The following is a 23,420-nucleotide window of genomic DNA, read 5'->3' on the forward strand; positions in this document are numbered from 1 at the left end:
CGCAGACAGGGACTCTACGTGATTGCTTTTTTCACATCGATGATCATTCAATATTGTTTAATTACAACGCTTCTGTTTACCGTAAGGAATCTATCAGCATATATTCTTTCATTAATTAATCCCTAATTTTTATTGTCTTTTTTTACTTAAAAACAGTATATTGCTACATGAAAGATAGCAATCCGCATTTGTATAACCTTGCAATCGCGTGGAACTGGGAATTCGATTCCGATTTCATTGCCGGTATCGAGCATGAATGTTCACTTCGCGGCATTTCAACGTACCGTATCGATACAAATCATCTTCCGCAGCTCCTCGCCGATCTGAAAGAAAATAAAATCAGATTCGAAGCATTCTACGACCGCGCGTCAGACGCCGACCCGTTATTTCTCCCGCTCGTTAAATGGATGGAAGAACACGCTACATGTTTAATCAATCCGTACCATCGCGTTGCTCATGCCGTGGATAAGGCGAACATGCACCTGGAGTTCATCACGAACGGTCTATATGTTCCCAACACAATTATCCTCCCCCCCTACAACGAACAGCGTTGCACAAACCTGGATGAGAAAGAGTTGAAAAACATCGGGAATTCTTTCGTGATTAAACCGGCGAACACAACAGGCGGCGGCACGGGAGTGATAATGAACGCCGTGAGCATTTCCGAAATTATCAAAGCGCGGCAGGAACACAAAAACGATAAATATTTAATTCAGGAAATAATCGTCCCGACATCGTTGGATAACAAGCGCGCATGGTTCAGGGTTTATTTCGCGTTCGGCGAAATCATACTCTGCTGGTGGGACGACCAAACACACCGTTACACCGAATTGACTGATGCTGAAGAAACAAGTTTCGGTTTGAGCGGGCTGCGTAACACGATGAGCACCATACAACTCATTTGCGGACTCGATTTCTTTTCTTCCGAAATAGCGCTGACAACCGACGGTAAGTTGGTGGTGGTAGATTACGTCAACGAAGTTTGCGATATGCGTTTACAATCGAAATATTATAACGGCGCCCCCGATTTTATCGTTCACAAAATCGAGCGGCTCATAGCTGAACACGTTAAAACACATCTCAACCAGAAAAATGAAAACAAACTTTGATGAATAATCAGATACTAAATCTTACTCTCTCAAGATATCCATCACTCCAACAATCCAAAAATGTTTATCCATTGTTTGAGTTTCATATTCTTTCCTCGGTGAGAATTAAATATGATGTTAGCGATTCGCTTTTTACAACCTCCGGAAACGCCATATTCCCAAATTATAATGCCGTACGCATACTCGCGCAGAAGATGAATTCACAGCGCGATCTGAAAAATCATCCGGAAAAAACCGTCCGCGCTGGTGAACTGAACGCGATGGGATTGATAGATGAAATTTACCACTATATTTTACGCTTGTACGAAGAGACCAAGAATCCGAAAGTGTTCGGCAGAGCGCTGAAATCTGTCGAAGATAATTTCGGAAACAAAAAATCGACGCGCATAATCGAACAATTTTCCGAACTATTCCCTCCGACAGAAGTTTATCGTGGGCAGACAAACATCTCAAATTTTTTGAACAAGGTTAGCGCCGGAAAATCGAACAAAGAAATCACGCTTGAAGAGATCATTCTTCTCTATTTTTCAAACTTCAACCCGGCATTCGGGAAATTTAAAGAACTGTTCGACGATAAGGATTTATCCGAAAGAACGATTTACTCCGCGGCAATCGAATCGCTCGACAAATTCTTTCAAACTGAAAAACGTTTCGGTCCGGAGAATTTATTTATTTTCGATCTGCTTCGCGCGCCCATTCTGGCGAGTCCGAACAGTTTAGCCGGACAGCTCGAATATATGAAGCGGCAATGGGGATTATTGCTTGGAGAAAAATTCATCAACCGCATTTTGGGTTCGGGCGACCTGCTGAAAGAAGACGATAAAATAATTTTTCACGGCGCCGTACCGCAATCGGAAGTTCCGGTCTACAAGAAAGAAGATTTCAACGGAGTTGATTTGTTGAACTTAGAACGGTTTTCCAAGGATCTCGATTGGATGCCTAACGTTGTCCTGCTTGCCAAGAATGTTCATGTATGGCTCGATCAGTTATCAAAAAAATATAACCGCGCAATAAAATATTTAAATGAAATACCCGATGAAGAATTGGATCAACTGGCAAGCTGGAACATCACAGCGTTGTGGTTGATAGGGATCTGGGAAAGAAGTCCCGCATCGCAGAAGATAAAACAGTGGATGGGAAACCCCGAGGCAGCAGCATCCGCATATTCTTTATACGATTATGTGATCGCTCATGATTTGGGAGGAGAAGGTGCTTTTCAAAATCTTAAATCGCGGGCATGGCAGCGTGGTATCAGAATGTCGGGCGATATGGTGCCGAATCATATGGGAATTTTCTCGAAATGGATTATTGAACATCCCGAGTATTTCATTCAATCGGAATACCCGCCGTTTCCTAATTACAATTTCAGCGGAGGAAACCTGTCGGATAATCCTGATATTGAAATTCGGATTGAAGACGGATACTGGCGTAGAAATGATGCCGCTGTTGTATTTCAAAGGATCGATCGCCGCAATCAAACAGTCCGTTACATTTATCACGGCAACGACGGCACACATATGCCGTGGAACGATACGGCGCAGTTAAACTTCATGAAAGCGGAAGTAAGAGAAGCAGTTATACAAACAATATTTCACGTCGCAAGAAAATTTCCGATCATCCGCTTCGACGCGGCGATGATACTGGCAAAACAGCATTTCCAGCGGCTATGGTTTCCGCCACCGGGCAAAGGAGGAGATATACCTTCGCGTGCCGATCACTCGATGAGCAGTGAAGAATTCAACCGGATGTTTCCTCAGGAATTCTGGCGCGAGGTTGTCGATCGCATCAATGCTGAACTTCCGAACACCTTATTGTTAGCCGAAGCATTTTGGCTGCTGGAAGGATACTTTGTGCGGACATTGGGAATGCACCGCGTTTACAACAGCGCGTTCATGAATATGTTGAAGATGGAAGAGAATTCGAAATACCGTGAGCTGATACGCAACACTATGCATTATAATCCCGAAATCTTGAAACGTTACGTAAACTTCATGAGCAATCCCGATGAACAGACGGCGATAGCTCAATTCGGGAAAGAGGATAAATATTTCGGTACGATGGCGATGATGGTAACGCTTCCCGGTTTACCTATGATCGGGCATGGACAAATTGAAGGACTTACTGAAAAATATGGAATGGAATACCGCAAAGCATATTATGATGAAGAACCGAACGTCGAATTGATAAAGCGGCATGAGCGGGAAGTTTTTCCGTTATTGGCGAAAAGATATTTATTCAGTCAGGTCTCCGATTTTGAATTGTACGATTTTACAGATACACACGGAAAAGTGAATAATGATTTAATCGCATATACCAACAAATCCGGAAATGAACGAGCGATATTTTGCTTTCACAACAAATATGCCGAAACTGCGGGAAGAATTCGGATGAGCGTGGGACGAAATACAGGAACTACCGATAATCCTTTCATAACATACCGGACAATCGGTGATGCACTCGCTTGCCGCAACGACGCTAATGTTTTTTATATCTTCCAAGATCAAAGTACAAATCATAAATTTCTCCGCTCGGGAAAAGATCTTCACGAAAAAGGATTATACGTCGAGCTAAAAGCGTTCGGGTATCATGTGTTCATCGATTTTGAAGAAATATATGATGACTCTGGCATCTACGAACGGCTTGCAAGTCATTTACATGGCAGTGGAGTTTTAAACATGGAAGCGGAGGTTGAAAAAGTCCGCCTCTTCCCCGTTTTAATCAAATTGTACAATCTTTTTGAGAACAACATATTCAATAAATTCTCCCGGTATCTAAATGAAGAAGAAGAATCTGTAACCGATCCGATTCTCGTCTCATTGGAAAAAAGGATCGTATCATTGGCTGAACAAATCAGTTCAATTATTCACGAATCATTTCAAAAAGAAAAATTTCTCGATGAATATAAAAAGAATATTCAGGCGGCAAGGCAATTTTGTTTAAAACTAAATCAGTCCGGTAATGCTTTATCTTTAAGTTCCACAGATAAACGATTTCTCCTAATACTTCATGCCTGGATCATTGCTGAGAGCATTCATAAAATTGGCGGAAGCGAAATCACCGGGAAATTATATTTACAGCGTTCCTTCGCCGAGATTTTTACCGGCCATGATTTTAATCAGGACCAAACCGATGATATGGCACGGATTGTTCTTCAGATGGGACGAAGAAAAAACAGAACGTGGAGTGAATATTTCAAGCGGCCGGAAATCGAAATGATAATCGGAACGAATATGTTCGATAACGTCAAATATTTCAACAAAGAAAAATTCGAAGAACTGCTAAAACTTTCAATCATCTCAGAAGCAATAATCTCTTTAAGAAGTTCAACTGACGCTAAAATAGAACTTGACTCAATTGAAAACACAGATCATACTCTTACCGATATATCGAGCAAGTCGAAATATCACTTTTACAATTTTATTTCTATGCTTAAACTTAACGAAGAAACAGGAAACTTAAAATGAAAGATACGGTAGCAATAATTTTGGGCGGAGGACGCGGAGAACGACTTTACCCTTTAACTAAACTACGCGCGAAGCCGGCTCTTCCGCTGGCAGGCAAGTACCGACTTATAGATATACCTGTCAGCAATTGCATCAATTCAAATATTCATAAAATATTTGTGCTGACACAATTTAATTCCGCATCTTTAAACCGGCATGTTTCTACCACATACGGATTTTCTCCTTTCATGAAAGGTTTCGTGGAAGTGCTGGCAGCTCAACAGACAACCGTTAGTCCGGATTGGTTTCAGGGAACTGCCGATGCCGTGCGAAAAATACTTTGGGTAATCGAACCGCAGAAAGCCAACGACCTTCTGATTCTCGCGGGCGATCATCTTTATAAAATGGATTACAGATTGTTCGTGAAAGCACACCGCGAATCAAACGCCGATGTCAGTATTGCAGTAATTCCTGTTTCGGAAGCTGACGCTTCAGGATTCGGATTGATGAAGATTGATGTGAACGGCAGAGTGGTTGAATTCAAAGAAAAACCTAAGGGAGATGAGCTAAAGAATATGCAGGTAGATGTTACCTCGCTCGGCTTTGTGGATGCATCAACATGGGGAACTTCATACCTCGCGTCGATGGGGATTTACCTTTTTAAAAATGATGTTATCACGAAATTACTGGAACGTTACCCACAGCATACCGATTTCGGAAAACATCTCATACCGGAAGCGATCAACGACTTTAAAGTCCAATCGTATATTTTCCGCGGATACTGGGAAGACATCGGAACAATCGAATCGTTTTACAGAGCGAATCTCGCGCTTGTGAAGCAGCCTAATCCCGATTTCAGTTTCTTCGATGAACAGTTTCCCATTTACACGCGCCCGCGTTTTCTTCCACCAAGCAAGATACTGAACAGCAAAGTTGAGCAATCTATGATTTCAGACGGGTGTATAATTCTTTGCGCCAAGATTGTCAATTCGGTCATCGGCGTCAGAACACGGGTCGAAGAAAAATCTCACCTCGAAAATGTTTTAATGATGGGCGCAGATTATCATCAATCTGCTGCCGAAAGAGATAACGATATAAAAAATAATTTGCCTCCTATCGGCATCGGCGAAAACAGTTTGATCTGCAATTCTATCATAGATAAAAACGCGCGCATCGGTAAGAATGTTAAGATCATTAACAAAAACAAAATCCAGCATCTTGATTCAGAAAGTAACGGATATTGCATTCGCAACGGGATAACTATCATCGTCAAAAACGCCATAATACCCGATAACACAATAATCTGAGAGTTGAACTTTCGTATGCCCGAATTCCCAAAAACAATAATCATGCTCGCATCCGAAAACGACTCGCTCGTAAACGGCAAAGTCGGTGGACTTGCCGATGTTATTCGTGATTTGCCGAACGCACTCGCGAATTTCGGATACCAGGTAATCGTAATTACACCTGCGTACGGTTTTTTGCATAAAGATAATCCGGTAAAATTTTTATCCGCTGTTAATTTTCCATTCGGCGGTAAAATTATTACGGGAGATATTTGGGAGGTGTCTGCAAAACAACCGAAACAAAACGTAATACATTTGGTCTTCGAGCATCCTGAAATTCGCGGCAATAAAATTTACAGCGTTGATCCACCCGATAAGCCATATGCCCAAGACGCAACCAAGTATGCCATGTTTTGTTCTGCCGTGGGACAATTCATTAAATCATTTCCTCCATCAACTATTATCCATTTGCACGATTGGCACATGGGATTTTTTAATCTCTTGAAGGAAATACATCCCGGCTTCAAACACCTCAAACAACACAAAGTTGTTTTTACAATTCATAATTTAGGATATCAGGGAAATCGACCGATACAGGGAAAATGTGCGAGCGTTGAGCAATGGTTTCCTGAACTTTTTCAAGATTCAGCATGGATTGATGAATGGAAAGATCCGCGATATACTGAACCGCAGTTCACCCCTCTTGCCGCCGGAATCAGATACTCGGATAAAGTTAATACTGTATCTCCTTCTTATGCGAAAGAAATACTTCAACCGAGTAATCATGAAATCGCATTTTACGGGGGTGAAGGATTAGAACAATTTCTTCTTGAGAAAAATGAAGAAAACAGTTTATTCGGCATCCTGAACGGAATAGAATATCCGCCCCACAATAATAACCAACCGATTTCATTTTCAGAATTGTGCAACCTTTGTATCAATGAAATAGTAAGCGATTCCCAATCCGATGCATTTTCAAATAAAGTAATTGAGCGGCTGGAAAAAATAAAAACAGTTCAACCATCAATTATCCTAACGAGTGTAACGAGAGTTACCGAGCAGAAAGTCCGGCTTCTGCTTGAATCGGGCAGCGATAAAATAACCGCGCTCGATGCAATATTAAAACATTTGGAAAAAGTGAACGGTTTTTATTTTCTTCTTGGGAACGGACCGAAAGAAATGGAAGAAAAATTCGAAAAAGCATTCATCAAACACGAGCGGTTGATATTGACAAAACTTTATTCAAACAAAATCGGCCCGGCGCTTTACTCTACCGGCACAATATTTATGATGCCAAGCATTTTTGAACCGTGCGGAATAAGTCAGATGATCGCAATGCAAAACGGTCAACCATGTATCGTTCACGCAACCGGCGGATTGAAAGATACAGTGATCGATGGAGTGAATGGATTTCAATTTTCCGGTAACACAATACAAGTGAAGGTAGATAATTTTGTTTCTGTAACTAAAAAAGTAATAGACCTTTATCTCAGTGAGAAATCACAATGGGAAAAGATAAAATCAGCAGCTGCGGCCGCACGATTCGACTGGAACGAAAGTGCGAAAAAATATATAGAACATTTGTATAATTAGTTTGATTGATTTCTACATAAGAAGAGATTGAAAAATATTTCCATTTCCGATATAAACCCCTCCTCCCTCATCGGCGTCATCTTAGTAGATGACCTATGTTCATACAGTATCAAATATCGGAGATAAACATGGAACAGGAGAAGCAGTTACTCACAGAAGGCGCAGACCTGATCCGTCTTGCGAAAACCGGTGATAACGCGGCGTTTCTTCAGTTGTGCAGGGAGAACTCGGGCAGAGTTTACGCCGTTTGCCTGCGGATGCTTGCCAACACCGAACTTGCCAAAGAATTAACACAGGATACAATCGTTCGCGCGTGGCAAATGCTTCACACATTCCGCGGCGAAAGTCCGTTTGGCGCGTGGCTTCACCGAATCGCCGTAAATGCCGTGCTCGATCATATCCGTTCGGAGAAACGTCGCTCGGCACGCGTACAGTTCACCGATAATCTTGAATTTTTCCAAAACGAGGAAACTATCTCGCAAGATGTAATGATAGATTTGGAAGATGCAGTCGCTTCATTACCGCTTCAAGCCAGAACCGTGATTGTTCTTCACGATATAGAAGGATACTCGCATGATGAAATAGGTACAATGCTCGGAATTGCTTCCGGCACATCTAAAGCAACATTGCACAGAGCACGTACACTTTTGAAAGCGAGGTTAGGACGATGAACCAGAAACATGTTTTGGATTTAATCCACGATTATATTGATGGATTATTGAACGAAGATCAAATAAAATCTTTTAAAGAGCATATCGGACAGTGCGATTCATGCAGAAAAGAATTTGATTCAATACGAACGCTCGTTGAAAAATTAAAATCACTGCCTAAAAGCGTTCGCCCACCGGCAGATATTTTTACAGGAATCGAATCGAAGTTAGAACAAACAGAATTGGGATCTCTTGAAATCGATCACCGTCGGAACGGGAAGGTTGAGAAAAAGATATTAAGATTTTTTGATTACTTCAATCCGAATAAAGTTCAAGCTGCCTGGTATTTTCGTGCGGCGGCGATGGTGACTGTTCTGGTTGGAGCTTTCGCGGTTTGGTTTACATTGAAAGCTCCCCTTTCACAATTGGATATCTCCGAGATAATCACACAACCAACCACAAAAGTGGAATCGACAGAAAAGCAATTTGATGCTCTCGATAAATCTAAAAGAACTGAGTCGCCATCCATAATTAAAAAAGAGGCGCCATCTAAATTCAGAGAAAATAGAATAAGCGAACCGGAACGACCAAATCTCACCGCTGATAATTCGCATACACAAACAAAACGTACTGATATTCAAAAACCTCTAGTGGCTGAAAATCTGATGGCGATGGCTAAGCCGGATTCCATCGTTGCAAAAATCGATTCAACACAAAAATCGATGTACCAGATTACTCAGCTTGAAAAAGGTTCTAATAAAATAGTAGGAAGAGCTACTGATGCCATTTCAGGTGATCCGATTGTAGGAGCAAATATTGTTGTCGTTGGAACAAGACATGGCGCAATAACTGATTTCGATGGAATATTTACAATCATCGGCATACCCCCCGGAACATATACACTACGAGCTGCACAAGTAGGATACACCGCGCTTGAAATGAAAGACGTTAGGATTGACAATAAAGAATCAACCCCGTTAGATTTCAAAATGACAGCAAGTGCAGTCCAGATTTCCGGTGTAACCATAACCGCAGATCAAGCCCTTGTAAATTCTTTATCAACCTCATCTACTCAAACAACATCAGAGAAATCGATTCCAAGTATTCCGAATGTTAAAAGTGTTGAAGATGTATCAAAGTTGCAGGCAGCTGGAACGAAACAGGGAAATAATCTTTTCCTTCGAGGTGGCAGGAGTAATGAAGTCCAATATTTTGTTAACGGCGTACCAGTCAGCCAACCAGATCGATTACAATCGGCACAACGCCCATTTAATACTGAAGGATATGATAAAATAAACGAGAATGAATTTCTCGATGTCCGTCAGAATCCGCTCTCAACTTTTTCCATAGATGTTGATAATGCATCTTACAGCAATGTTCGCCAGTTTATCCAAAACGGTCAACTGCCGCCCAAAGATGCCGTGCGAATAGAAGAACTTATAAATTATTTCACATACGACTATCCACAACCGAGAGACAGACATCCGTTTTCAATCACAACAGAGATGTCAACCTGTCCATGGAACGATGAACACAAACTTTTATTGATCGGTTTGCAGGGTAAGAAAATCGCGACGGAAAACTTGCCGCCCAGCAACCTCGTTTTCCTGCTCGATGTCTCCGGCTCTATGAATGAACCGAACAAACTTCCACTTGTTAAAGCCGCATTCAGATTGCTCGTTGATCAGCTTCGCGAAGAAGATAAAGTGTCAATCGTTGTCTATGCCGGAAGAGCGGGACTTGTTCTACCTTCAACTTACGGCGATGATAAAGAAGAGATTTTGCACGCTATCGATCAATTGCAGGCAGGCGGTTCAACTGCTGGCGGCGAGGGAATTCTTCTCGCGTATCGGATTGCTCAGGAAAATTTCAAGAAGAACGGTAACAACCGGGTCATACTCGCGACTGATGGAGACTTCAACGTGGGAGTATCGAGCGATTCAGAGCTTGAACGTCTCATAGAAGAAAAACGTAATTCAGGAATTTATCTTTCCGTGCTTGGCTTCGGCACCGGAAATTATAAAGATTCTAAGATGGAAAAACTCGCCGATAAAGGAAATGGGAATTATTCTTATATAGACAACCTTCAAGAAGCCCGTAAAGTTTTCGTCGGACAAATGGCAGGAACGTTATTCACAATCGCGAAAGATGTAAAACTCCAGATCGAATTCAATCCTGCGAAAGTAAAAGCATACCGATTAATCGGATACGAGAACAGAATGCTGGCGAAAGAAGATTTCAACAACGACAAAAAAGATGCGGGTGATATTGGCGCAGGACATTCCGTAACGGCTTTATATGAAATAATTCCAAGCGGCGGTGAAACCGATCTGCCCGAAGTGGACGATCTGAAATATCAAGTTTCACGCGTCAATCGAAATGCGAAAACCTCAAACGAGATACTCACGGTAAAGTTTCGATACAAGCCACCGAAAGAATCTGAAAGCAGGTTGATAGTTCATCCACTTGAGGATGAAACCACGGAATTAGATGAGACATCTAACAACTTCCGTTGGGCCGCTTCTGTGGTGGAATTTGGAATACTGCTTCGTGATTCACAATTTAAAGGGAACGCTTCTTTTCGCAATGTAATCGAGATCGCACACGATGCAAAAGGTAAAGACCGCGAAGGATATCGTGCTGAGTTTATCCGGCTTGTCGAGTTATGCAAAGACTTAGTGAGATCAGAGCGGTAGGTGTATAAAAAAATCGAGCCCGGCGCTTTCACGCACCGGGCTATCCCCAGAACTATACAGTAAGCTGCGGAGGTATCGGCTTACATCCCTAATAAAACATAATAAATAGTTCATGCTGTGTTATTCCTCACTTTCATTAATCTCAATGTAATTTTTTAAATTGGACTTCCGCGAGATTTTTTCTATCTTTATCCTTTATAATATTCAACCCCATGATGTACAAATAGCAGTAATTTCCTTTACATTTATTCGGTTTTTAGTAATTCTTTGATTTAAGGAACAATATGGCAGGATCTTTTTTTAAATTCAGTCTAATCCTAAGTTGCTTATTGGCAATCCTTTATATTGTCGGCACTTTTTTCCCAAATGGTTTCGTTTGGGGATTTAATACTTTATCACTCCTACCAAACAGTTACACCATCGGTTATATTATTCTTTCAATCGGATTGATAAGCTTATTAATAAAGAAACCCCCGACAAAATTGATTGAGCAATTCGGTTTGCAGATGGAATCGAAACCGTATCATTTTCTTGTTACTTCTATAATTGTCTATTTGTTTTTTGCATGGCTATTTCGAGTTGCCACACCTTTGTTTGGCGACGGAATATACATCGTCAAGAATTTTTCCGAAACACTGAACGGTGGCGCCACACTCGATCTTCGGAATGAACCTTTATCGACCGCATATTTCTTCGGGATTGTTAAACTCCTCAAAGTTACAACATACGAGCAATTGCTGAACGCTTTTCTCGTAGCTTCTATGATATTAGGAATAGGATTCATCACGGCTGTATTTTTTATCGTGCGGAATTTATTCGATCAGCCGGTTCAAAAATTTCTTTCGTTCATGTTCATGCTGTCTTTTCCATACATGCTATTGTTCTTCGGGTACGTGGAAACATACGGAATCGCTATTTTAGCGGCTACTCTTTATCTGCTATCCATCATACTCTATATTCGAGGGAAACTTTCTTTAACGGGTGTTGTAATTTTATTCTTCGTGATGGCGTTAAGTCACTACCTCAGTTTACTTTTCCTGCCGACGCTCATCTTCATAGGATTTTTAGAATACAAAAACAATGGTTTAAAAAGCGCCTTGAAGGGAACGGCAGTATTAGTGTCGTTAATCCTGCTTTTACTCCTGATGATAAATTTTGATCTGCAAAACTTTTATGCCTGGACTCCGCACAGCCATTTCCTTCCTTTTGTTGCCGGGGAAGATGAACTTTCGCTCTACACCGAACCATACACTTTGTTCGATGCAGTCCATGGATCAGAACTGTTAAATTATTTCTTACTTCTTGGCGGAACATCAATCGCGATAATAATATTCATATTCCTTACAAACCGCCAATTGCTTTGGCATTCATATTTTGGAAAATTCTTTCTCATCGCCGCCCTCCCCCTTTTTGTGCTGACTATTATTTTAAAATTCGACTTAGGTCTGGCTAAAGACTGGGATGTTATGGCACCTTATTTTCCGGTTGTGGCGTTATGGGCGGCTTGGCTGATTGCAGAATTAAAACCTGTTAGATTAACCGCATCGTTCGGAACTATAACGATAATAACCTTACTGAGCACAGTCTCATTCATCGCGGTTCATGCCCGGACAGATTCAAATCTCCGGCGTTATCAAACACTGTTTGAACCGAAAACGGTTTCAAATTATGGTTACTACAGTTCAACATTATCACTGGTACTTTACTATCATCAGATAAAAAATACACAGGGACCTATCGACGCCTGGAACCGGTACACCGAATTATATCCATTCGATCCGCAGGGGCATCAAAACCTGATTACAAATTTGAAGTCGCTGGGTCCTCCGGGAATTCCCTACAACCTAAACGCGTACGAGAGATGGCTCGGCGCAATTCCAACCGACACAGCCGCCTATATAGAATATGTAACTTATTGCATTGATGCCGGAAATTATTTATTTGAAAAAGGTGAATTAAAAGGCGCGGAAGCAATATACAGAAGAACAATTACTCTCGCTCCGACTTATGAAAGAGCATATAACAACTTAGGCAGTGTCCTCGCTCAAAATAAACAATCCGATTCTGCTTTAGTGTATTTTCAAAAAGCAATCGATTTAACTCCATCATATTCGGATCCATATTATAATATCGGTAGTATCGAAGAAGATCGGGGAAACAAACGCAAGGCGAAAGAATATTTTCAAAAAGCGGCATCGCTTAATAATAAATCTGCAATTGAAAAAATAAAGAAACTCAAGTAAAAGTGATCATAAAGAAATAACTTATGAATAAAAAAATTTTTGTAGCGGTTGCAGGCAACATCGGATCGGGGAAATCTTCACTCACGCGAATGCTAAGCCAGCATTTCGGCTGGAAGTCGTTTTACGAATCCGTTGAAGACAACCCGTACCTTTCAGATTTTTATGCCGACATGGAACGATGGTCGTTCAATCTGCAGGTTTATTTCTTATCTAAGCGATTCAACGATCATAAAAAAATTGTTGAAGGAAATGAGAGTGTTATTCAGGACCGATCGATATATGAAGATGCTGAAATTTTCGCGCGTAATCTATCAGACATCGGAAAGATGGACAAGCGAGATTACACGAATTACGTGGAATTGTACAAGGTTATGATGGAATATCTTCAACCACCCGATCTCCTCATATTTCTTGATGCCAGGATTGACACATTGGTAAAACAAATCGCGCGACGAGGCAGAGATTATGAGCAGAGTATTCCGCGCTCATATCTCGAACAACTCAGTGGACTTTATAACGGTTGGATCGGTCGTTACTCGTTGGGACCTCTTCTGGTAGTGCCATCAGATGAAGTTGATTTCGTGCACGAGCGAGGAGATTTTAACAGAATGCTGATGCTAATTCAGGCTAAACTGATGGAGTTAGGATACTCCGATACGCTTCCGGCGCGATAATTATTTCAATCCCAATCGACGAGCATACTCTTTCTTATTTCCGATCAATCCGGATGCCGCTATAACTTGGGCGTCATCCTTCAACGATTCTTCCACGCGGCCTCTTTCTCCTTTGTATCGGTTCATTATCTCGGCACGAAGAGTCGGCAATATTTCATCGGCATATTGATGAACGAGGTCCGGTTTTTCCTCTTTCAACATCGATTTTAATTTTTCGAATTGCTCGCGAACGGCTGGGCGGTACTTATTTTTCTCCGCTTTGGTACATAATTCCAAATATTTTGTTTCCACTTCATCTTGAAATGTAAACTTTATGCTGTCTAAATATTTTTTCAACTCCGCGGTGAGTTCATCTGTTCCGAAAACTTTCGGTGTATCTTGATGAGTTTGTACATATAGATTAGCGAACTTGAAGAACATTGCTTTCCTGATAAGAAAATCATAAAATTCTCCTTGTTCGGGTTCATTCACCACGGTATCCGGTTGAATCCCGCCGGCTTCCAGCTCGAGCCGACCTTTGAGTGTTTTAAATGTTTTCTTCGTGCTTTCGGGAACAGGCGAAAATATTCCATCTTTATTTCTGTGAGTATAATCGATCTCCTGAATGCAACGTCCGCTGGGAGTGTAATATTTTGCCGTTGTAAGTTTGAGTTGTGTGTTATAAACAAGCGGTATAATGGTTTGAACCAAACCTTTTCCAAAAGATCGGGTACCGAGTATTATTCCCCTGTCTAAATCCTGAACGGCTCCGGCAACAATCTCGCTCGCACTCGCACTTCGATTGTTAACAAGCACCACTAATGGTACATTCTGTAGCATCGGGTCTTCGGTTGCGTAAAATTTTCTTTCTGTTTCCGGTTGCCTGCCCCGTGTACTAACCACCAAACTTCCCTTAGGTAAAAATTTTTCTACAACATCTACAGCAACATCTAACAATCCACCCGGATTTCCCCGTAAATCCAAAATCACACCACCGATCGGGCGCTTTAGTTGCAAATCCTTTATAGCTAAACGCAACTCATCCCCTGCACCGCGCGAAAAACGCTCGAGCTTAATATAAGCGATACTGTCTTTAATAAAATCTGAATAAGTGATATTTTTCAATTGAATCTCTTCGCGAACAAGAACGAATTCAAGATGTTTACCTTCACCGTCACGTTCAATCTTCAATCGCACTTCACTTCCCGGCTCACCGCGTGTAAGGATTCGAAGTTCTTCAGCTTTTAAACCTACAATCGATTTCCCATCGACTTCGATAATTCTATCTCCCGGTTGAATACCCTGGCGTTGAGCCGAATATCCTTCCATCAAAGACAAAACTGTAATATATCCGTCTCTAGACCCAACAGTTATACCTATACCGCCGTATTTCCCAACCGTGATTAACTCAACTTCTTCTGCTTCAGTTTCGCTTATGAAAGTGGAATATGGATCGAGCGTGCTAAGCAGTCCGTCTATTCCAGATTCCATAAATTTTTCAGGATCTACCTCATCAACATAATTCAAAGCAATCTCTTTGTAAACTCTTCCAAAGACGTCGATACTTTTATTGATTTTAAAAAAGTAATCACCATCCGACATAGTGAAACCGAAAATAAAAGCAGAGATGGTGATTGATAATACAATAATTTTACCTCGTCGTTGACTACCTAAAAATAATTTCATCAATTAATAATCCTTTTCATGATAATATCGCGAATTTCGTTTTGGATGACATCGATTGGTCTCGTCCCATTCACAACAATAAATCTGTCGAGGGCTTTCTCCACAATCTTCCAATATCCGTCGCGCACCTTTTCGAAAAATTCTTTACCCGAAGATTCCATCCTGTCTACCTCGATACCGGCCGCAACCTGACGTCTATATATTTCATCGATTGTAATGTCTACTAAAAAAGTTATATCCGGAATCAATCCACCGGTCGCGAGATGATTGATGCGGTGAATATCCTGAAGATCGATTCCGCGCCCGTATCCTTGATACGCAAGGGTGGAATCGGTGAAACGGTCACATACAACGATAATATTTTTTTTCAAGGCCGGATTTATCACTTCTCGAACAAGTTGAGCGCGGGCGGAAGAAAAAAGGAACAGTTCTGCGACCTGAGTCATCCCCAGATTCACTTTATCCAGCAATATAGTGCGGATTTTTTCCGAAATGGAAGTACCGCCAGGTTCACGCAGGAAAAGTACGGGTAGATTTTGTTCTTTTAAAAATTCTACCAACGCCTTCGCGTGTGTCGTTTTTCCGGAATAATCGATACCTTCAAATGTTATAAGCATATTTTTTAAAAAAAATTGTATTTACAAAGTAACCAAATTCGCACTTTTATTCAAATTTTGCCTCTCTCTCAATTTTTACGTATGTTTACGATGTTCGAGAAAAATAACAGCTAATGTCAAAACCGAAAAAAAAATCTATAAAAGTGAGATTCAACCGCCCCGCGATAATTTCTCAGGCAACCGCCGATAGAAGGGCTGCGTCAAGGAGGGAAGATAAAGAGCTCATCCGAAACGCGCTGAGAGGAAATCAACAGTCATATAAAAAATTGATGCAAAAATATCACGATCAAATTTCACACGTCATTTACCGCATCACTCATCAGAAAGAACAAGTTGAAGACCTGACTCAAGAAGTATTCATAAAAGCATTCGCATCGTTAAAAAGTTTTGATTCTACATTCGCCTTCTCCACATGGTTATACAAGATCGCAACAAACAGCAGCATAGATTATCTTCGGAAGAAAAAACTTGCCACTTTTTCAATCGATAAACCGATCGCGATGGAAGAAAGCGATGCTACATACGAGCTGCCTGATTCACGATACGAACCAGACAAGCACATCATACAAAAGCAACGCGCTGCAATTCTTCAAGAAGCCATAGAAAAACTTCCCGAAAAATACCGCCGCGTGATAACTTTACGCCATTCCGAAGAACGCGATTACAGCGAAATCGCTAAAATGCTAAAACTACCTATTGGAACCGTAAAAGCTCATATTTTCAGAGCCCGTGAGTTATTGAACAAATACCTGCGCAGCAAAATCTCACACTACTGAAACTTACTTATAACACCATCGTATGATTTAATAGAAGTTTCAATATGAAGTCAAAGTTATCACATATTGCCCCTTTCTTGGTATTTTTTACAATATTACCTGCGCTAGGTTTTATTTATATCCTCGGTGAAAAGTTCAAAAAAGAAATACCTGTTACAAACGAACGTGGACTTAAAGTTGATTTGGAAGCGGGATTCGGAAACATCCACATCGAGAAAGGTTCTGCAAATCAGCTGCTAGCAATAGATATCGATGCCGACTTGAAAAAAGATCTATCTGAATATATAGATTATTCTAACCGCGACGATATCGGATATCTAAGCATAAACACTACCGACGCACTTAAAGAAAACCGGGATAAGAAAAAGCACTCACTTCACATCAGCGGTTTTGAAGACAATAACTGGCTTATGCGATTCACCGACGCGGTGCCGATTTCTTTCGATATCGAATTAGGAATGGGCAAAGGAGAAATAAATTTGACCGGTTTACAAGTGAAAGATTTAAATTTATCAACCGGTGCCAGTTCGGTTTCACTTAGATTCGATGAAAAAAATAAAACTGAAATCGATAATATCACCATTGAAACCGGATTGAGTAAATTCAAAGCTTACGGATTATCGAATGCCAACTTTGATAATCTGAAATTCGAAGGGGGTGTCGGTAGTTATTTACTTGATTTCAGCGGTAAACTTCAGCGTGAAGTTGACGTCGACATCCAGATTGGTTTGGGATCGATAACTATAGTTATTCCCGATGAGATAGGCGCTAAAGTATACTATGAAAAAAGTTGGGTCGCTTCAATCGATCTTCCAAGATATTATGAGGAGAATGAAGATAACACATACTTCAGTAAAAACTATTACAGCGCAAAAGGCAGATTGAATTTTCATATAGAAGCAGGTTTGGGAAGCGTAACTATAAAAAATAACTGAGATCACCAATTGGATAATCCAGAAAAAACTAAAGTTTCTCATATATCCCCCTCAACTTCTCCATAGTATCAACGTTTCTCTTTAAAATCCTTCCTTCTATTTTCACATTCATTCAAATGAAACGAAATTCAAGCGCTTTCTGTTGATTCTTTTACGGTCAAAATACTTTTAGTGCAATTGAACATTGAGAAATAATCAGATTTGATTTTTACTCTCATTTCTGTACATTAGCTTATTCTCAATTTGAAATCCGGGTGATTGCAATCACGCGGTTTCGGAAAATGATTGATTAATAAAAATAGTTTCTGTAAGTTTCAATAAATAACATGGAGTTATTATGACAAGAAAGCGATCAATTTTATTAACTGTAATGTCTGTTATTTGCTTGCTGACATTTTTAACAATGCAAGTTAGCGCGCAAAATCCGGTTGAAGACGCGATTAAGCAATTAACGTCTGATAATGTTAAAGGATATGTTCAGCCATTTATAACGGCATTCGGCGCGAACATGAATTCAGGCGTTTATCATACTGCAAGTGCCGATCAAATGGGATTTACCCTGCGACTCGATTTAATCGCGATGGGAACACTGATTGGTGATGCGGAGAAAAAATATAAAGCAATTAATCCTTACGACGACAGTGAGGTTGAGACAGCAACAATTTTCGGAGAACAGGGCGCGATCGTTGGTCCAATTCCCGGAGTTGAATATCAGTTTCAAAACGGTCAGGTAAAAACGAGCGTCGTTCCATTTTTCATGCCGCAATTGACTGTTGGAGATGTATTCGGAACTCAGGCGATTATCCGATACGTTCCAATTCCTGAAGTCAATAACGTTCCTAAAATTAATTTGTTCGGTATCGGTGCGCGGCATAATGTGAGTCAGTATATTCCGGCAGTTCCGGTAGATTTATCTGCTTCAATTTTTTATCAATCATTAAAGGTTGGAGATCTTTTTGAAGCCAACACACTTTCGTTCGGTGCTCAGGTAAGTAAATCATTCGCGATTCTAACACTTTACGGCGGTTTGCAGTATGAAAGCATGTCGATGGATTTAAATTATACTTACACCGGCAATATACCGGGTATTACAGTTGCCGATCCCAATATTTCTCTAACTCTGGATGGAAAAAACAAATTCCGTGGTACAGCGGGGCTGGATTTAAGTTTGGCACTCCTTCACATCTTCGCCGATATTAATGTAGGTAATGCTATTGTTGTGAGCGGTGGAATCGGATTTGGATTTTAATTCTATCTTATGATAATGATTTTTTTGAAAGGATATTTTATGAACAAAACTATATTTTCACTGATGCTTCTCTTAAGCATCTCGGCTTTCTTACTTGTTGGATGTGAATTCGGCAAATACCCGTTGATACTCGACAGTTCAGTTACCAGCGGAGCAATCCGTGTTGACTTAAATTCACCACTCCCCGTGCAGGTTACACAAACCACGAATGTAAGTATTTCTGAATTGCGTGATGTTACAGGTGAAAGTGTTGATTCGATGAAGTTCTATAATCTGACTTTGTTCATCGAAAATAATACCTCACCCAGCGCTGCCGGAATATCAGGCACAATAACGGTAAACAGCAATCCACTTGTTACTTTAACAAACGTAACACTAACCGAATTTCAAACCGAACGCTCGATCTTCGATAAAGATTTAGCAACCAAGGGGTTCCAATACCACGCAGCGGGTGTTACCTATTTACTGAATACTTTAAAAACTCAAACACCGGACATGCTTACTGTTTCAGTAACGGCAGGAACAAATGCATCATCGCTGCATTTCGATTTGAAAGTGAAATTGTACGGGCAAATATTCACGAGCACAAATTAACGTCGCTCCACTTTTTCAAAGCCCCCTCACCTGGGGGCTTTTTTATTTATACTCTCCAACATTTGCCTTGTTTTCAAAGGATCGTTTATAATAATCGCATCAACATTACATCTTACAACTTTATTCAATTGTTTTCGCGTATTCACGGTAAATACACCGACACGAACACCTGCTTCGTGCGCTTCTTCAACCAAACGACGTCCAATAATCCTGTTGCTTACAATTAAATATTCAGCTCCAAGAGCAATTGTTTGCTTAACCGTGTTCCTTAAATATCTTTGAATCGGATCATACAAAAAACCGAGCGATATATCTGAGTTTTGTACCCGAATTTTCTCTAAAGTATTTTTATTGAATGAAGATATCAAAATATCATCGTTGTTTTTATATCTTCTCAATTCATTCAAGCAGTTGTTTACGATTATCGCATCTGTTTTACCGCCGACATCCGATTTAATTTCGATATTGATTCCAATCTTACCTTTGCATACTTTTAGAACTTCGGGCAGTGCCGGAATTTTTTCTCCTTCATACTTAAGATCAAACCAACTCCCTGCATCGTATCTTTTTATATCTTCTAAATATAATTTAGAAATATTTCCACTGCCGTTGGTAGTTCGATTAACATGCCGGTCGTGTATAACGATTAGTTGATGGTCTAATGAAAGGCGGATATCTAATTCAATCGCATCCGATTCATCTTCGATAGCCCTTAAAAATGAGGTGATCGTATTTTCGGGGGCGCATGCCGATGAACCACGATGACCGATTATTAGCGGTTTATGGTTCGGACTGTGCCACGAAAAATTCATGAATGATTTATCGCGTTAAGAATATCGTCGGTTACCTGCTCAACTGTTCCAACTGCTTTAATGGTTCGCAACAACCGAAGATCACGATAATACTCTTTAACCGGGAAGGTGGATCGGGTGTAAACGAGCAAACGTTTATGTATAGTTTCGGGTTTATCATCATCCCGCTGAAATAATTCTCCTGCGCAGGAAAGACATTTCGCTTCTGACCGGCGATTATCATTTTCGACAGTGAAAATATTTCCGCAATCTTTGCACATCATCCTTTTGCTCAGCCGGCTTATTATTTCTTCTTCATCAACTTCCATATTAATTACATGATCGATGCCCGAATTCAATTGGACAAGCAGTAACGATAACGCCTCTGCCTGAGGAACCGTTCGCGGAAACCCATCGAGTATAAAACCGTTTTTACATTTATCTGACCCTAAAACGCCCCGGATTATTTCAATCATGATGCTATCCGAAACAAGCCGTCCCGCTTCTAAAACTGCTTTCGCCTGTTTTCCGATTTCCGTACCCTGCGTTACCGCCTCGCGTAAAAGATCGCCTGTTGATATTTGCGGAATATTAAATTTTTCGACAAGTATTTTTGCCTGTGTTCCTTTTCCCACCCCGGGAGGTCCAAATAATATAATTCTCATAATATTTATTCTTTAATGTTAGCTTCCTGAATATTTATTATAGCATCTTTAATTTGATCTTCCAATTTTCTATTTTTTTCGATCGTCAATCGTTTTTTGAGCGGTTCAATTGAACGCTCGTCCCCGATTTTTTTAAACCCCCTTATAACCGCTGACCTGACTTCACGACTTGGGTCATTGATTAAATTCAAAAACAAGAAGAAAACATCTTCCCGTTCCTTCCAGCGCTCAATTAAAATGTCGAGAGCTGTAACGCGTAAATTATGTTCAACACCGTATTTTGTTTGAGAAATGATGCTATCAAGTATATTATCATCAGTCCGCTCACCAAGCAACCGCAAGGCCGTCTGACGAATTATTTCGGAATGAGAGTTTCTCGCCATTGCTTCCGATAGATATTTTGCGGCGTGCGATGTATCTACCTTTACAAGAGAACGAAGTGCTGTTGCTGCCACAAGATAACTTGAGTCGTTTACAAAAGCATATCGAAGAGTGTTGACCACCTTCTCATCCCGATATTGTCCAAGCGCTCCTATACTCGCGCGTCGCACACGCGAATCTATATCTCCATACGCCGTAATTAAAGTGTCGATGACAAACGGCAGTTTTGCTTCGCCCAATGCCCACAACGCATCTTCGCGGACTGCCCAAAACCGATCGCTTAACGCCGCATCTGCTAAAACCTTCGCAACTGCTTCGTTGCTTACATACCATCGCAATTCGTCTATCGCAAGCAGCCGGTCTACTCCCGCTTCCACATTCTTTAATTGATATATCCATTGTTCAAGCGGTTTTTCAAAATGAATCTTTTTTAGAATTTTACTTCCACGGTCGAATATGATGAGTTGCGGTTCCTGATACGCGTCGAATGAAAAAACCTCTTCCTTCTTTTCTATCATCACTCGATATATTGTTGGCGAACCGTGCAACCATATTTCGATATCGACAGGAACACGGAATAATCCTGTCAATGAATCTGTTTTCTGAATCTGTTTGATATTGAGAATTACTTTCCGCGATTCTTTATCCCATCTCGTTGTTATATCGAATTCCGGACATCCCGCTTTGTAAATCCATTGATCAAAAAACCAATGTAAATTGTATCCGGTTGCTTCTTCAATTGCATTTTTAAAATCATTTGTCTCAACCGACCGAAACGCATTTCTTTCCGTGTAAAGTTTTATCGATTTGAAAAATAACTCATCTCCAAGAAAATCGCGCAGCATATTGAGCACAACCGCACCCTTACCGTATATCCGCGAATCGAATAAGTCCATCGGATAATTATACTTGTTGCACACCATCGGTCGCTTGCGATCTCCATCGTCAAGATTCCGCAGACCCGTTTGTGCCTCCATCAAACTTTTTTCGGCTTCATCTTTGCCAAGTGAATATTCGCGGTATAAATTTTCAAAATATGTGGCGAACCCTTCGTTCAGCCATGCATGTGACCAGTCTTTACAGGTAATCATATCACCGTACCATTGGTGGACAAGTTCATGGGCAACAAGTCCGTCGCTGGGGAAATCAAGATGCGCGCGTGCATCGTGAATCGTTTTATCTGTTAAAGTCACAACGCTCGTATTCTCCATACCGCCGAACATGAATTCGTCAACAACCACATGTCCGAATTTCTCCCACGGGTAAATAATTCCAGTTTCCTTTTCGAAAAATTTTATCATCTTCGGAACATTTTGAAAAGATCGTACGGCATTTTGCTTTTGTTCGGGATAAACGTAATTACTGATTGGAAGATCTCCGTATAAATCTTTCACTTCAGCGTAATCACACACTGCAAGTGAAATAAGATAAGATGGGTGCGGTTTCGCCTCAAACCAGTGATATGTTGTTGTGTGCATCGCCGGATTATTTTTCGCTTCGATCAGCTTTCCGTTGCTGACTGCCGTAAACTTTTCGTTGACCGTCACAATCATCTCGCTTGTTGCCCTGTCGTTCGGCGAATCATAGCATGGAAACCAATAATGATTATCCTCAGCCGCCCCCTGCGACCAAACCTGTTCGTGTTTATTTGGATAACCGCTATCAGGTGAGACAAAATACAATCCCTTTTGTGGAGATGTTACGGAATAAGATATCGTAAGCGTCAGCGTGTCGGCACAACCATACATTTTATTCAGAAATACCGTCAGCGAATCGGCGCTTTGATTAAACCGCAGTTGTGAACCGCCGATTCTCACCGACGCAACCGACGATTCAGGCGCATTGATCATCAGCATTTCCGTCGCTGGTCTTAGTGGAACCAAACGGATTGATGTTTCCCCCGAACAACTTTTATTTTTCTCATCGATGGTAATATTTAATTTATAATGAAGCACATCGTAAGAACGGTCGCGTGTGAAATGTTCGGGCTGTCCGAATAGATTTGGTGTTAAACAGATGAATAACAAAGTGAATAAATATTTTCTCATCGTTA

Annotated in this window: 17 protein-coding genes; 12 read left to right on the forward strand and 5 right to left on the reverse strand. The window is 40.8% G+C overall.

What is annotated here, in order from left to right:
- The first annotated feature begins 167 nt into the window (after positions 1-167).
- The 8 genes from HZB59_03650 (at position 168) to HZB59_03685 (ending at position 13,694) form a co-directional block, all read left to right on the forward strand.
- Positions 168-1,109 (forward strand): hypothetical protein, encoded by a 942-nt coding sequence (locus HZB59_03650; GenBank protein MBI5020508.1) that lies wholly within the window; start codon positions 168-170, stop codon positions 1,107-1,109.
- Positions 1,109-4,573, forward strand: coding sequence for an alpha-amylase (locus HZB59_03655; GenBank protein ID MBI5020509.1), 3,465 nt, complete (start codon positions 1,109-1,111; stop codon positions 4,571-4,573). Before HZB59_03650 ends, HZB59_03655 begins: the two co-directional genes overlap by 1 nt.
- Positions 4,570-5,859: a glucose-1-phosphate adenylyltransferase gene (locus tag HZB59_03660; protein MBI5020510.1), complete on the forward strand. Its 1,290-nt coding sequence runs from the start codon at positions 4,570-4,572 to the stop codon at positions 5,857-5,859. The genes HZB59_03655 and HZB59_03660 overlap by 4 nt, the downstream gene beginning before the upstream one ends.
- 15 nt (positions 5,860-5,874) lie before the next feature.
- On the forward strand, positions 5,875-7,431 hold the full coding sequence (locus HZB59_03665) for a glycogen/starch synthase (protein MBI5020511.1): 1,557 nt from the start codon (positions 5,875-5,877) through the stop codon (positions 7,429-7,431).
- A gap of 128 nt (positions 7,432-7,559) precedes the next feature.
- Positions 7,560-8,102: an RNA polymerase sigma factor gene (locus tag HZB59_03670; GenBank protein MBI5020512.1), complete on the forward strand. Its 543-nt coding sequence runs from the start codon at positions 7,560-7,562 to the stop codon at positions 8,100-8,102.
- Positions 8,099-10,777 (forward strand): von Willebrand factor type A domain-containing protein, encoded by a 2,679-nt coding sequence (locus HZB59_03675; GenBank protein ID MBI5020513.1) that lies wholly within the window; start codon positions 8,099-8,101, stop codon positions 10,775-10,777. Before HZB59_03670 ends, HZB59_03675 begins: the two co-directional genes overlap by 4 nt.
- A gap of 284 nt (positions 10,778-11,061) precedes the next feature.
- A complete protein-coding gene (locus tag HZB59_03680; GenBank protein MBI5020514.1) occupies positions 11,062-13,020 on the forward strand; it encodes a tetratricopeptide repeat protein in 1,959 nt (652 codons plus the stop codon).
- Positions 13,021-13,043: 23 nt separating this feature from the next.
- Positions 13,044-13,694 (forward strand): deoxynucleoside kinase, encoded by a 651-nt coding sequence (locus tag HZB59_03685; GenBank protein ID MBI5020515.1) that lies wholly within the window; start codon positions 13,044-13,046, stop codon positions 13,692-13,694.
- On the opposite strand, the gene HZB59_03690 is transcribed toward HZB59_03685, so the two are convergent.
- Together HZB59_03690 and tmk are read right to left on the reverse strand one after the other, a co-directional pair.
- Positions 13,695-15,359 carry a S41 family peptidase gene (locus HZB59_03690; protein MBI5020516.1) on the reverse strand — a complete coding sequence of 555 codons (1,665 nt, stop codon included), beginning with the start codon at positions 15,357-15,359 and terminating at the stop codon, positions 13,695-13,697.
- Positions 15,359-15,976, reverse strand: coding sequence for a dTMP kinase (tmk, locus tag HZB59_03695; protein ID MBI5020517.1), 618 nt, complete (start codon positions 15,974-15,976; stop codon positions 15,359-15,361). The genes HZB59_03690 and tmk overlap by 1 nt, the downstream gene beginning before the upstream one ends.
- Before the next feature lie 113 nt (positions 15,977-16,089).
- Here tmk and HZB59_03700 point away from each other — a divergent pair, with 113 nt between their 5' ends.
- The 4 genes from HZB59_03700 (at position 16,090) to HZB59_03715 (ending at position 19,530) form a co-directional block, all read left to right on the forward strand.
- Entirely contained in the window at positions 16,090-16,752 is a 663-nt protein-coding gene (locus HZB59_03700) for a sigma-70 family RNA polymerase sigma factor (GenBank protein MBI5020518.1), read from the forward strand.
- A gap of 44 nt (positions 16,753-16,796) precedes the next feature.
- Positions 16,797-17,687, forward strand: coding sequence for a hypothetical protein (locus HZB59_03705; GenBank protein MBI5020519.1), 891 nt, complete (start codon positions 16,797-16,799; stop codon positions 17,685-17,687).
- A 337-nt stretch (positions 17,688-18,024) separates the two neighbouring features.
- The gene (locus HZB59_03710; protein ID MBI5020520.1) at positions 18,025-18,936 is read left to right on the forward strand and encodes a hypothetical protein; all 912 of its coding nucleotides are present in this window, start codon (positions 18,025-18,027) and stop codon (positions 18,934-18,936) included.
- 39 nt (positions 18,937-18,975) lie between these two features.
- Positions 18,976-19,530 carry a hypothetical protein gene (locus HZB59_03715; GenBank protein MBI5020521.1) on the forward strand — a complete coding sequence of 185 codons (555 nt, stop codon included), beginning with the start codon at positions 18,976-18,978 and terminating at the stop codon, positions 19,528-19,530.
- 26 nt (positions 19,531-19,556) lie between these two features.
- On the opposite strand, the gene HZB59_03720 is transcribed toward HZB59_03715, so the two are convergent.
- The 3 genes from HZB59_03720 to HZB59_03730 are packed head-to-tail and all read right to left on the reverse strand — an operon-like array spanning position 19,557 to position 23,415.
- On the reverse strand, positions 19,557-20,342 hold the full coding sequence (locus tag HZB59_03720) for a hypothetical protein (protein ID MBI5020522.1): 786 nt from the start codon (positions 20,340-20,342) through the stop codon (positions 19,557-19,559).
- Complete coding sequence (locus HZB59_03725) at positions 20,339-20,986, reverse strand: adenylate kinase (GenBank protein MBI5020523.1); 648 nt, start codon at positions 20,984-20,986, stop codon at positions 20,339-20,341. Before HZB59_03725 ends, HZB59_03720 begins: the two co-directional genes overlap by 4 nt.
- A 5-nt stretch (positions 20,987-20,991) precedes the next feature.
- A complete protein-coding gene (locus HZB59_03730) occupies positions 20,992-23,415 on the reverse strand; it encodes a HEAT repeat domain-containing protein (GenBank protein ID MBI5020524.1) in 2,424 nt (807 codons plus the stop codon).
- Positions 23,416-23,420 lie beyond the last annotated feature (5 nt).

It is taken from the genome of Ignavibacteriales bacterium (assembly GCA_016214905.1).
Lineage (GTDB): Bacteria > Bacteroidota > Ignavibacteria > UBA10030 > SZUA-254 > PNNN01.